The organism is Faecalimonas canis (genome assembly GCF_054601575.1).
Window position 1 is genome coordinate 1 of sequence record NZ_BAAHSI010000035.1, and the last position, 12,895, is coordinate 12,895.

The 12,895-nt window shown below is 34.5% G+C and carries 11 protein-coding genes; 10 read left to right on the plus strand and 1 reads right to left on the minus strand.

Annotation, left to right across the window (positions count from 1 at the left end; translation table 11 throughout):
• Positions 1–58: 58 nt before the first annotated feature.
• A complete protein-coding gene (locus ACYPXO_RS09730) occupies positions 59–877 on the minus strand; it encodes a putative manganese transporter (RefSeq protein ID WP_459640380.1) in 819 nt (272 codons plus the stop codon).
• 125 nt (positions 878–1,002) lie between these two features.
• Between ACYPXO_RS09730 and ACYPXO_RS09735 the strand changes: the two genes are divergently transcribed.
• From ACYPXO_RS09735 to ACYPXO_RS09780, 10 genes are all read left to right on the plus strand, one after another.
• Complete coding sequence (locus ACYPXO_RS09735) at positions 1,003–2,265, plus strand: AI-2E family transporter (protein ID WP_459640381.1); 1,263 nt, start codon at positions 1,003–1,005, stop codon at positions 2,263–2,265.
• A 5-nt stretch (positions 2,266–2,270) separates the two neighbouring features.
• Positions 2,271–3,191 (plus strand): homoserine O-acetyltransferase MetA, encoded by a 921-nt coding sequence (gene metA / locus ACYPXO_RS09740; protein WP_459640382.1) that lies wholly within the window; start codon positions 2,271–2,273, stop codon positions 3,189–3,191.
• 495 nt (positions 3,192–3,686) lie between these two features.
• Positions 3,687–4,097 carry an arsenate reductase ArsC gene (locus tag ACYPXO_RS09745; RefSeq protein WP_459640383.1) on the plus strand — a complete coding sequence of 137 codons (411 nt, stop codon included), beginning with the start codon at positions 3,687–3,689 and terminating at the stop codon, positions 4,095–4,097.
• 41 nt (positions 4,098–4,138) lie between these two features.
• Positions 4,139–4,609, plus strand: a complete 471-nt coding sequence (locus tag ACYPXO_RS09750) for a hypothetical protein (protein ID WP_459640384.1) — start codon at positions 4,139–4,141, stop codon at positions 4,607–4,609.
• A gap of 256 nt (positions 4,610–4,865) precedes the next feature.
• The gene (locus ACYPXO_RS09755) at positions 4,866–5,108 is read left to right on the plus strand and encodes a hypothetical protein (RefSeq protein ID WP_459640385.1); all 243 of its coding nucleotides are present in this window, start codon (positions 4,866–4,868) and stop codon (positions 5,106–5,108) included.
• Between the two features lie 473 nt (positions 5,109–5,581).
• Positions 5,582–7,834 carry a purple acid phosphatase family protein gene (locus ACYPXO_RS09760; protein ID WP_459640386.1) on the plus strand — a complete coding sequence of 751 codons (2,253 nt, stop codon included), beginning with the start codon at positions 5,582–5,584 and terminating at the stop codon, positions 7,832–7,834.
• A 55-nt stretch (positions 7,835–7,889) separates the two neighbouring features.
• Positions 7,890–9,059: a YibE/F family protein gene (locus ACYPXO_RS09765; protein ID WP_459640387.1), complete on the plus strand. Its 1,170-nt coding sequence runs from the start codon at positions 7,890–7,892 to the stop codon at positions 9,057–9,059.
• 224 nt (positions 9,060–9,283) lie between these two features.
• On the plus strand, positions 9,284–11,404 hold the full coding sequence (gene nrdD, locus ACYPXO_RS09770) for an anaerobic ribonucleoside-triphosphate reductase (RefSeq protein ID WP_459640388.1): 2,121 nt from the start codon (positions 9,284–9,286) through the stop codon (positions 11,402–11,404).
• A complete protein-coding gene (nrdG, locus tag ACYPXO_RS09775) occupies positions 11,405–11,893 on the plus strand; it encodes an anaerobic ribonucleoside-triphosphate reductase activating protein (RefSeq protein ID WP_459640389.1) in 489 nt (162 codons plus the stop codon).
• Positions 11,894–11,907: 14 nt separating this feature from the next.
• Positions 11,908–12,420, plus strand: a complete 513-nt coding sequence (locus tag ACYPXO_RS09780; protein WP_459640390.1) for a dCTP deaminase/dUTPase family protein — start codon at positions 11,908–11,910, stop codon at positions 12,418–12,420.
• Positions 12,421–12,895 lie beyond the last annotated feature (475 nt).

A 12,895-nucleotide genomic window follows, 5' to 3' on the forward strand; every position in this document is an offset into this window, starting at 1 on the left:
ACTTTGTCTACAGTCTGAATGCTTATATCTGTCTGGTGAAGACAGATATAAGCATTTTCTATTGCAAAAATATAGAAAAAATCATTCCGGAAACTGCTGAGGCAAGATAGAGAAATCCAACTAATTTGCCGACTTCCTTTTTTCTTATTTTCGTTTTTAAAAGGACGAGAAGTCCTACACCGCAGGAAGAACAAAGTCCGGCAGTAAGTGCGGAAAATCCGATTAAGTTGTCTAAATAAAGTTCGCATAAAAGCAGAGAGGCGGCACAGTTTGGAATTAACCCGATTAAAGCGGTTAAAAGCGGTTGTAAAACAGAACCTCCCAGAAGTATTCGCGTTAAAGTATCAATACCTGTTAATTCAAGGAGCAGTCCCAATCCGAAAGAACATATAAATAGATAAATAAATAACTCTGCCGTATGTCTTAAAGCAGCAAGGAAAACTCCGTGTGAATGATGACAACTGTGGCATTCACAAGCGGCTGCTTGCTGTGGAGGAGTGAATTTATCTTTCAGGAAAACATCGACAAAGTATCCTACAATAACACTGATAATGAATTTGGTAATGAGCATTGGAAGAAATACTTTCCGTCCATGAGGGTCTTTAAATAAAATTAAGGCAGATTCATCTGTAGAAGAAATTAACAGTGCCAGTAAAGTGCCTGTAGATAATATTCCTCCGGAATATAAATTTACCGCAAGAACAGGAATGGCACATTGAGGAATGCAACCGAGAACCCCCGCTAAAAAAGGATTTAAAGCAATATGTATCTTTTTAGATGGATGAGTAGCCATTTCCAAAAGAAAAAATGCAAGAAATAAAAATGGAAGAATATGTATACTATCAAGTATAGTATCTTTTAAAATATCAATTATCATAAAAATCACCTCTGGTTCAATATTATCTCACTTATTAGTATATGCTGCAAGTACAGAAAACTTGACGGGTTTTATTTTGAAAGGTTATAATAAAAAAGTCAGAAAAAATAAGAAGGGAAAAACAAATGGAAGAAAAAAATAAACCAAAAAATATAGCGCCGAGAACACAGATGAAAATTAAACAATATTTTATGAGAGGATTAACGTCCTTTTTAGTTATCGTGGCAGGTATAGCCTGTTATTTTGCTTTTTTGAGATTGGATGATATTACGGGACTTCTCGGAAAGATAGGAAATATTTTGCAGCCGATTATATTGGGGTTTGTATTTGCATATCTGTTAAATCCGCTTGTAACTATAATTGAAAATCAAATTATAAAGGCATTTGAGAAAAAGACAAAGAGTCGAGATAAATTACAGAAAATTTCAAGAAGTATAGGGATTGCAGGTGCATTGATGTTAACTTTTGCAGTTGTGATTTTATTATTAAATATGGTTGTTCCAGAATTGTATAGAAGTATAAGAGATTTGATTATGAGTCTTCCGCATCAGATAAATAATGCCATAGATTTTTTGGAAAGTGAAAAGATAAATGATAGTGTTTTTTCAGGTACAATAAAAAATGTTTTGGAAAATGGTGCAGAGGCATTTCAGTTATGGCTAAAAACAGACTTGCTTACACAGATCAATCAAATGATGTCATTTGTAACAGTAGGGGTATTTAGTTTTTTAGAAACACTGTTCGATATTGCTGTCGGAGTTATTGTGTCTGTTTATATTTTAAACAGTAAAGAAAAATTTATGGGACAGTGTAAGATGATTACATATGCTTTATTATCAAGAGAACGTGCGAACTTAGTATTGCAGGTGACAAGAAAGAGCCATGAAATTTTTGGTGGATTTGTTATCGGGAAGATTATAGACTCGATTATTATTGGAATTTTATGTTTTATCGGTTTAAGTATTTTAGATATGCCATATACACTGCTTGTCAGTGTTATCGTAGGAGTGACAAATGTAGTTCCGTTTTTTGGACCATACATTGGGGCTGTTCCGAGTGCGATACTAATTTTACTTTCTGAGCCAATTAAGGGAGTATATTTTATTATTTTCATTCTTGTTTTACAACAGTTTGACGGAAATATTTTAGGTCCGAAGATTTTGGGGGACTCTACGGGACTTAGTGCATTTTGGGTAGTATTTTCTATTCTTTTAGGAGGAGGATTGTTCGGATTTGTGGGAATGATTATGGGAGTTCCGACATTTGCGGTTCTTTATTATGTAGTAAGTATGTTTGTTGAACAGAAACTGGAGAGAAAGAAATTACCGAAAGCGTCAAAAGAATATGAAGATATTCAATATATAGAAGAAAAAACAGAAGAGGAGTAGTAGTTATGCCGATTCGTGTGCAAAATGATTTGCCGGCAAAGGAAATCTTAGAAAAAGAAAATATATTTGTTATGGATGAACACCGTGCCGTTCATCAGGATATTCGTCCGATTCGAATAGGTATTTTGAATTTAATGCCATTAAAAGAGGACACAGAATTGCAGTTATTACGTTCGCTGTCAAATACGCCGTTGCAGGTGGATGTGATATTTGTTCATGTTGCCAGCCATAAATCAAAAAATACTGCCACAAGTCACTTGAATAAGTTTTATGAAACATTTGAGGAAATAAAAAATCAGAAGTTTGACGGGTTTATTATTACAGGTGCTCCGGTGGAACAGATGCCTTTTGAGAAAGTGGATTATTGGGAAGAACTGAAAATGATAATGGAATGGACGAAAACAAATGTAACGTCCACTCTCCATTTGTGCTGGGGAGCACAGGCGGGGCTTTATTATCATTATGGGATAGACAAAGAACCGTTGGAAGAAAAATTGTTCGGTGTATTTTGGCATAAAGTATTAAATAGGAAAATTCCACTCGTACGAGGATTTGATGATGTGTTTTTAGCACCGCATTCAAGGCATACGGATGTACCATTGGAAAAAATAAGGCAGGACAACAGGCTTACTGTTTTGGCAGAATCGGAAAAAGCAGGGGCATTTCTTGTTATGGCTGAGGAAGGGCGTCAGATTTTTGTTATGGGGCACCCTGAATATGATAGGCTGACTTTGGACAAGGAGTATAAAAGGGATAAGGCGAAGTCTTTGCCGATTTGTATTCCGGAAAATTATTATGAAAACGATGATGATACAAAAAAACCGCTTTTGACATGGCGGGCAACAGCAAATAATTTATATACAAATTGGCTGAATTATTATGTTTATCAAATTACTCCGTATGATATGGTGGGAACGCCGTTTTAATGTTGGATTTTCAGGGGTGTTGAAAAGATAATGGAAAAGTAACTGTTGAAGATAACTACCATCAATTATCACTCGTGGTTAAACAATCTAAAAGGTGCAACAATATTTAAGGAATGGGTGGAAACAGGTCTTTGCAATATAAATATTTTTATAATTACCAATACCAAGTTGTCTGAAGAAACAAAAAGAGTATCTTGACACTATAGTAGCAAATAAAACTATTGTTTATATTAGTTTTATAACAACAAATGATAAGAATTTATTGGTTAATAATAATTTAGATGAGATTTTCAATAATCAGAAAGACTTTATTGTGGGCAAAAATGATCACTGTGTCGATAATAAAGGAGAAATTAAATCATGTTACTGTGGTGAAAATCACATATTAGAAACAATGCAAAATACAAAAAAATCCTATGAAAAAGTATTGACCGTGGAAAATGGTTAAAGAACTATTGTTCAAATATTAAAACAAAGAAAGGACTGTGATTTATTATGAGAAAACCTAAAGTGGCTTTTATATGTGTTCATAATTCTTGTCGTAGTCAAATTGCGGAGGCCTTGGGAAAACACCTTTCTTCAAATATTTTTGAAAGTTATTCTGCAGGCACAGAAATAAAACCGCAAATCAATCAAGATGCGGTTCGATTAATGAAAGAAATATATCGGATAGATATGGAGAAAACACAATATTCCAAATTGTTGTCAGAAATACCGGAAGTAGATATTGTGATTACAATGGGGTGCAATGTGAAGTGTCCTGTAATACCATGCGAATATAGAGAGGATTGGGGATTGAATGACCCTACTGGAAAAGATGATGTTGAATTTTCAAAAATAATCCATACAATACATACAAATATAATTGAGTTAACTAAAAGAGTTGAAAATGGACTAATTCTCTAAATCAGAGTAGAAATAAATTAAAATGATACGGAGGGAGAAAGATGTATACATTTGAAAAGGTCAATGCCACAAGAGATTTTTATATGCCATCATCAAATATTTGTTCCATTTATGAGTTTGATGAAAATTTTGAAAAAAATTGGGTTATGGTGCTGGGACAACTCAAATATTTATTTGGAAAGCCAAATTACGTTACAAATAATTTAGAAAATCAGTTTAGTTATATCATAAAAGCAAGCAATGAAAATGGGGAGTGTTTACTTTTAGAGGTATATTCTGCTGGAAGCGGACCGGCAATTGGTGGTTTAAATGATAGCGATTCTAAATTGGCGGCTCATGAATTAGCCATGTATATACGTCAATCTCTAACTGTAGATTATGATTATGAAGGATATTATTTAGACACTATGTCAAAAGTACATCATAGGATAAAAAATGGTGTACCCTTTTGGGAAGAAACTGAAATGTCACCAAAAGAATTTGAAGAATTTAATGAAGAAATATGGTATTAAATTTGAACAGTACAATGATACTATAACTTTTGTTTTGTGCATTATTGCTATTTTTTATTTCATTTACTATCAAAATACTAAAAATTATATTCGTCAATATAATTCGGAGAAAATCAAACGTTTACCTGTGAAATATAAGTGGAATTTACCTAAGATTTACCTATAATTGATGTTATACCTGTAATGAAGATGATAATATTAAAAAGAATATCTTATGAAGTTATTGAGGTTTGAAGTCATAGGAGGAGGTAAAATAATGAGTTCATTCAAACTATTAAGAATTAGTTGCCGGATTGCCGGCATTATATTATGTGTCTTTGTTGTAATTTCGTGTATTGCTGACTGGAATATAGGTGTAATGGTTGGATTTATATTTCTCATAATTGATCTTGTTATAATTGCAATTAAAAATCGTTGTCCTTTTTGTCATAAATCACTTCGTATTGCTCCGATAAAAGACGAAGAATTTTGTCCATACTGTGGATGTAAAATTGTGTGAAAAGTAAAGACAACTTTTAACATTAAGCGGTGTTGTGGGTGTTGTGGGTATGAGAATGTCGACAGTGCAAAATCCATTAAGTTCTTGGGTGACACCACCTGGAAAATGATAATAGTATCTTAGAAAATGGAGTACTAATTCCTACTATACTATTTCTTGTTCTTTTTGTTTATGGTATATATATTCTTTTGCTAGAAAATAAAAAGTTCTATGTTGGGAACTGCAAATCTATTTATATGGATTTGCAGTAAAACAATTCTATGCCGAGTCAGGTAAATATTCAAAAATAGAAGAGTTATATTAATATAAAGTAAATAGCATCACTATTATTTAAAAAGAATGTTAGTGAAAAGAAAAGGTAATGTAAAACGTTGTTAAGTCTAGGTAAAGTGTATTGAAATTAAACGAAAAAGTGATAATAATAAATCCTGCAAGACGAAAACCGAAAAGTCAAAAAGGAGAAAAAGAAGATAATGAAACAGAAAACAAAGAAAAATATGTTATTATCATTAGCAGTAGTTACAACAGTTTCCATGGTTGGAAATACACAGGTTCACGCGTTTGGAGAGTATGGACAAGGCGATGGAACAAATAAATTAAATAGCGGATTAACAGCAACACAGGATTATAAGACTTGGTATAACACGCAGTGGAATCAGCAGGAAGAAGGAGAAATGGATTCGGGAAAGATCGTGCTGACTCCGGGAACAAATGAGAAAAGTTTGAATTTTGCGTGGTATTCAAAAGAAAAAGGCACTCCTCAAGTTCGTATTTCTAAAAATCAGGATATGACACAAGCAAAAACATTTGTGGGAACGGCGAAACCAATTCAAAAAAGTAATATGTTTAATACATATACAGCGAGCAATAAGGTATCGATAGAAAATTATTTAGAGGAAAATACAACATATTATTATCAGTACTCGGTAGACGAAAAGAATTGGAGTGATGCTAAAGAGTATAAGACGCATTCATTTCATAATTATCAAGCGGTTCTAGTAGGGGATCCTCAAATTGGAGCATCTGGAAGTAACGGACAGGGAACAGAAGAAGATACAGATATTGCAGTAAATACATACGCATGGAATAAGACATTGAATAGAGCTTTTGGAGAAAATGGAATTGCTAAAAATGCAAGTTTCATTTTATCGGCAGGAGATCAGATTGATTATTCTGATGCAAACAATTACATTGTAAGAGAGCAGGAATATGCAGGGTATCTGTATCCGGAAGCGTTAAGAAGCGTTCCGCTTGCAACAACAATCGGAAATCATGAATCAAAAGGGGATGACTATGCTTATCACTATAACAATCCAAATGAATCAAAATTTGGTAGCACAGAATCTGGTGGAGATTATTATTACAGTTATGGTGACGCACTTTACATCTCATTAAATAGTAATAACCGTAATGTTGAGGAGCATCGCCAATTGATGAAACAGGCAGTGGAAAGTCATAAAGATGCCAAATGGAAAATCGTTATGTTTCATCATGACATTTATGGATCAGGATCGCCTCACTCTGATGTAGATGGGGCAAATTTAAGAATTTTATTTGCACCATTAATGGATGAATTTGATATTGATATGTGCTTAACAGGACATGATCATTCTTATGCTCGTACTTATCAGATTTTAGATGGAAAAGTAATTGAAACAGAAGGTGTAGGAGAAGGTGTAAGCAATGCAGTAAATCCAGAAGGAACTTTATATATTGCAGCAGGTTCTGCTACAGGAAGTAAATTTTATACATTAAATAAAACTAAACAATATTATCTTGCAGAACGCTCTAACACACCTGTACCGACATTTTCAACAATTGATGTTTCGGCAGATAAATTAACATTAAAAACATATGATTATGAAGGAAATAAGTATGCAAATGATGTGACAGTTAGAAAAACAAATGGAGAAACGTCTATAGTAGAAGAAAGAGATGCAGTGAAGAAGTTGGATCTAAGTGTGATGACAAGTGGTTCAAAAGCGAGAGTAGAAAATGCATTAAAGAACGTTGATGTTGTATTGGATATAAGAGATGATAGTAAAGCGATAGGTGAATTAATTGAAAAATATAATACAGAGGGAGATCCAGTAAACTATTATGCATATGCACAGAATGGATATGGAGATGAATCTAATAATAGAGTGTTGAAAAAAGGATATTCTACTTTATTAGACAAAACATTATATGAAAATGATACAAATACACCTGTGTCAGCAAATATGATTACGAAAGCATATACAAATCTTACATATGCACAAAAGGAAGTTGTAACAACTGTTGAGTTTACAGAACTTATAAATCAGTTTGAAGAAGCGGAAAGAACATTATCAAATGCTGTTGTTGGAAATAAAAAGGGCGAATATACAAAAGAAGTTGTAGATGCATTCGAGAAAGTGTTGAGCAACTTGAAGGGTCAGGCAGATGAAACGCAAATTACAAAAACAGAGTTGACTCAATTAAGTGCAAAACTGGTAGATGAAAATAATAAATTCATTCAGAGTGCAAATCAGAAAGATGCTGAAGTGACTCCGGAACAACAGCAGAAACCAGATGAACATACACAGAATAAACCAAATACACCGAATGCAAATGTTTCTAATAATGGAAGTACTACAAAACCGTCAAATCCGATAAAGACAGGTGATGAAGCACCAATTGGATTGCTGGGGGGAGCAGGAATTGCATCATTAGCTATTGCGTGGTTATTAAAAAAGAAAAAATAAAGAATAAAAATGGCAGGGCAGATTATTCTGTCCTGTCTGACATATGGAGGAATTTGTGAAAGAAAGAATAGAATCATTTAGAAGTTTAAGTAAAAAAGAAAAAAGTAAACATTTGTGTGTATGGGGAATGATTTTTTTGTTTCTCTTATTTTTATGTTTTTTTAATAAAAGAATAGAAAAAAAAGAATTGATTGAAGAAAATGGTAATCAATTTGAAAAAGCGGAAGTAGTGGAAATAATTTCGGAAAATCGAAATGAGGATGGAAGTCAACAAGGAACACAGAAGATTAAAGTGTGTCTGAAGAGTGGAGAATTTAAAGGTGAGGTTGTAGAAGCAACTAATATCGATAGTTATCTTTACGGAGCGGATTGTAAAGAGGGAACATCTGTTGTTGTCCAAATTAGTGAATATAATGGTCAGATTAGTGCAAGTGTGTACAATTATAATCGTACAATGATTTTATTTGTAATGATAGGAATTTTCTTATTGACGCTTGTTTTGATAGGACGAAGAAAAGGTTTTACATCGGCATTAGGATTGATTTTTACATTTGTTTGTATTTTGTATTTATACTTACCTATGTTATATTTAGGTGTTTCGCCATTTTTAAGTGCGGTTGTCGTAACAATTTTAACTACGCTTGTTACAATGTATTTCATTGGTGGCTTTTCAAAGAAAACATTATGTGCGATTATAGGAACTGTAGGCGGGGTTGTGATAGCTGGAGTTTCTGCAAGTTTATTTGGAAAGTTAGGGCATATTACAGGATATAATGTGAGTGATATAGAAACATTATTATATATAGGGCAAAATAGTAAATTACAGATAGGAGGACTTTTATTTTCAGGTATTTTAATTGCGTCTTTGGGAGCCGTTATGGATGTGGCTATGTCTATATCTACTACAATTGAGGAACTTCATTATCATAATCCGCAGTTGACAAGAAGAGAATTGTTTAAAAGTGGAATAAAAATAGGTGGAGATATGATGGGAACAATGTCCAATACATTGATACTTGCATTTACAGGGGGATCACTAAGCACTCTTATGATTTTTTACGCATATGATATGCCGTTTTTACAGATGATGAATTCTTACGAAATGGGAATAGAGATTATGCAAGGGATAGCAGGTTCTTTGGGAGTTATTTTGACAGTACCCCTCGTGTCAGCGATTGCAGCTATGTATATGGGGGAAAAGAGTCCTCATAGTAAAAATGCGTAATAATAAGGAAAACAGGTTGTCAAGTATAGACGACCTATTTTTTTAACCAAAATTATGAAAGAAGACAGAGGGAAATTTTGTATATTATTTCGAGAGGGATTTTGTTGACGGTGCATGGTTCGAGTGGTAGTATAGATAATGCACAGTCGAACAAGATATAGTGATTATGCGAATAAATAATACTAAATATAGAATATATAGACAATTAAGAAAGGAGAGCGTTCATGATAAAAGTAATTAAGAAAGACGGAACAAAAGAAGATTTTAATGTACAGAAGGTGATTGTTGCAGTCAATAAATCAGCATATCGTGCATTAATTAAGTTTACCGAAGAAGATTTAGACTTTATTTGTAAATTTGTTGAGGAAGAAGTGCAAAAAATGGGTGTGGAAGAAATCCGTATTGCACAGATGCACAATGTTGTAGAGGGTGCTTTGGAGAAAGTAAATCCTGTAGTGGCAAAAAGTTACCGTGATTACAGAAATTATAAACAAGATTTTGTGCAGATGTTAGATGAAGTTTACAAGAAAAGTCAGTCTATCATGTACATTGGAGATAAGGAAAACAGTAATACAGACAGTGCACTTGTATCTACAAAGAGAAGTTTAATTTTCAATGAGTTAAACAAAGAATTATATAAGAAATTTTTCCTTACGGTTGAAGAGATACAGGCAATCCGAGAAGGTTATATTTACATTCATGATATGTCGGCACGAAGAGATACGATGAACTGTTGCCTGTTTGATGTGAAGAACGTATTGACAGGCGGATTTGAGATGGGAAATCTTTGGTACAATGAACCGAAATCTTTGGACACGGCATTTGATGTTATCGGGGATATTGTTTTAAGTGCGGCGAGTCAGCAGTACGGCGGATTTACAGTTCCGAGTGTGGATGATATATTAGAACCGTTTGCAGAAAAGTCACATAAAGCATTATTAGAAAAATATAAAAAACTGGGTCTTTCAGAAGAAAAAGCGCATGAAGTTGCATGGGCAGACTTGGAAAAAGAAATGGAACAGGGATTTCAAGGTTGGGAATATAAATTTAATTCTGTATCTTCAAGCCGTGGAGATTATCCGTTTATTACAGTAACTTCAGGTACAAACACAAGCATTTACGGTAAATTGGCTACGATTAAAATGTTGGAAGTTCGTAAGAATGGTCAGGGAAAAGAAGGACACAAGAAACCGGTACTGTTCCCTAAGATTGTATTCCTCTATGATGAAAACCTTCATGGACCGGGAAAACCGTTGGAAGATGTTTTTGAGGCGGGAATTGAATGTTCAAGAAAGACGATGTATCCTGATTGGTTAAGTCTGACGGGAAAGGGTTATGTTCCGAGTATGTATAAACAGTATGGAAAGATTGTCAGTCCTATGGGATGTCGTGCGTTTTTGTCACCTTGGTATGAAAGAGGCGGGATGAATCCTGCAGATGAAAATGATAAACCGGTATTTGTCGGAAGATTCAATATTGGTGCGGTAAGTCTTCATCTTCCAATGATTTATGCAAAGGCAAAACAGGAAAATAGAGATTTCTTTGAAGTTCTTGACTATTATTTGGAACTTATCCGTCAACTTCATATCCGTACTTATGAATACTTGGGAGAGATGAAAGCGTCTACAAACCCATTGGCGTATTGCGAAGGTGGATTTTATGGCGGTAATTTGGGCTTGTATGATAAAATCAAACCATTATTAAAATCAGCAACAGCTTCTTTCGGAATTACGGCAATCAATGAATTACAGCAACTTCACAATAAGAAATCTTTGGTGGAAGACGGAGAATTTGCAATTAAAACATTGGAATATATTAATAAACGTGTAAATGAATTTAAGAAAGAGGATGGACATTTATATGCAATTTACGGAACACCTGCTGAAAACTTATGTGGTGTTCAGGTACAGCAGTTCCGAAAAAAATACGGTATTGTAGAAAATGTTTCTGACCGTGAATATGTGAGCAACAGTTTCCATTGTCATGTAACAGAAGATATTACTCCGATTGAAAAACAGGATTTGGAAGCACGTTTCTGGGATTTGTGTAATGGTGGAAAAATTCAATATGTAAAATATCCGATTAATTATAATACCGAGGCGATTAAGGCACTGGTCAGAAGAGCAATGGAAATGGGATTTTATGAAGGAGTAAACTTATCTTTATCTTACTGTGACGATTGTGGACATGAGGAACTTTCCATGGACGTATGTCCGAAGTGCGGAAGTAAAAATCTTACAAAAATTGATAGAATGAACGGTTACCTTTCTTATTCAAGAGTAAAAGGAGATACGCGTTTGAATGATGCGAAAATGGCAGAAATCGCAGAAAGGAAGAGTATGTAAATGCGTTATCATAATATAACAAAAGATGATATGTTAAATGGAGATGGACTTCGTGTGGTTTTATGGGTATCAGGATGCAATCATTGTTGTAAAGAATGCCATAATCCAATTACATGGGACGCTAATGGCGGATTAGAGTTTGATGATTCTGCAAAGGAAGAAATTTTTGAGGAATTGGAAAAAAGTTATATTAGCGGAGTTACTTTCAGTGGCGGAGATCCTTTGCATATTAATAATGTTTATGAGATTACGGATTTAGCAAAAGAAATCCGTGAGAAATTCCCACATAAAACAGTTTGGCTTTATACAGGTTCTGTTTGGGAAAGTATTAAAGATATGGAACTTATGAGGTATGTAGACGTTCTTGTTGATGGAGAGTTTGAATGCGATAAAAAAGATGCAAATTTACATTGGAAAGGAAGTTCCAACCAGAGAGTAATTGATGTACAGGAAACTCTCAAAAAAGGAAAAGTAGTATTACATGACTAAGGCGGGAAGAAAGAATGAAGAGAATAGCAAAATTTCATAAAGTAAGTTATGAGCAATTCAAAGAAGGCTGGAAAGACACATTCGGAGAAACAGAAGAAGAAAAAATACAGGAGATTTATGATGGAATAAAATTGCCGAAAAGAGCAACTTCAGGTTCAGCGGGATATGATTTCTATGCACCGGTTACATTTAGTTTAAAACCGGGAGAAACAGTTAAAATTCCTACAGGAATCCGTGTGGAAATGGAAGAAAATTGGGTGCTGAAATGTTATCCGAGAAGTAGTCTTGGATTTAAGTACCGTCTGCAGTTGAACAATACGGTTGGTATTATTGACAGCGATTATTTTTATTCAGATAATGAAGGGCATATTTTTGCCAAATTGACAAATGATACAAATGAAGATAAGACGGCAGAAATGCCGGAGGGAACAGGATTCATGCAGGGGATTTTCGTTGAATACGGAATTACTTTTGATGATGATGTTACAAGTGTAAGAAATGGTGGGCTCGGAAGTACAACAAAATAATTTTGAATAATCCAAAAAGAGAAGATGCGGCAGAAATGCCGTATTTTCTCTTTTTGTTTGCGCGCCATGGGCGCGCTCTAACGGGTGTAAGTCCCGAACATGCCCAGATAGTGGGAAGTGTATAGCTGAACAGCAAGGGTGTCCATCGTGAGGTGGAATCTGAAGGAAGTTGTAAGCAAATCTCTGGTCCGACGGACAGAAATCACATATAAGGCTAGGCTGTGAGAGATAAGTTGGCAAAAGACAACGAAGTCTAATAACTATCACATTTGTAGCAGCAGAGTAGATGTGGCGGATATATGGAGAGAAAGAGCGTGCACCTTAAGCGTGGAGGTCTCACAGAGGTTTCATTAGCCTAGTAACAACGAACTGTGAGAAGTCAGCAGAGCCCATAGTAGTGAAGAAGTTCCTGTAATGGGGGTGGAGCGAAGGGGCGAACGATCAATAAGTTTGAGTATGTCTCGAATTGCAGAAA

Bases quoted from the DNA above. Each gene is read 5' to 3' on its own strand.
- ACYPXO_RS09730 (WP_459640380.1), bottom strand. From the start codon at position 877: ATGATAATTGATATTTTAAAAGATACTATACTTGATAGTATACATATT.
- ACYPXO_RS09750 (WP_459640384.1), top strand. From the start codon at position 4,139: ATGTATACATTTGAAAAGGTCAATGCCACAAGAGATTTTTATATGCCA.
- ACYPXO_RS09760 (WP_459640386.1), top strand. From the start codon at position 5,582: ATGAAACAGAAAACAAAGAAAAATATGTTATTATCATTAGCAGTAGTT.
- nrdD (WP_459640388.1), top strand. From the start codon at position 9,284: ATGATAAAAGTAATTAAGAAAGACGGAACAAAAGAAGATTTTAATGTA.
- nrdG (WP_459640389.1), top strand. From the start codon at position 11,405: ATGCGTTATCATAATATAACAAAAGATGATATGTTAAATGGAGATGGA.
- ACYPXO_RS09780 (WP_459640390.1), top strand. From the start codon at position 11,908: ATGAAGAGAATAGCAAAATTTCATAAAGTAAGTTATGAGCAATTCAAA.
- ACYPXO_RS09755 (WP_459640385.1), top strand. From the start codon at position 4,866: ATGAGTTCATTCAAACTATTAAGAATTAGTTGCCGGATTGCCGGCATT.
- ACYPXO_RS09735 (WP_459640381.1), top strand. From the start codon at position 1,003: ATGGAAGAAAAAAATAAACCAAAAAATATAGCGCCGAGAACACAGATG.
- metA (WP_459640382.1), top strand. From the start codon at position 2,271: ATGCCGATTCGTGTGCAAAATGATTTGCCGGCAAAGGAAATCTTAGAA.
- ACYPXO_RS09745 (WP_459640383.1), top strand. From the start codon at position 3,687: ATGAGAAAACCTAAAGTGGCTTTTATATGTGTTCATAATTCTTGTCGT.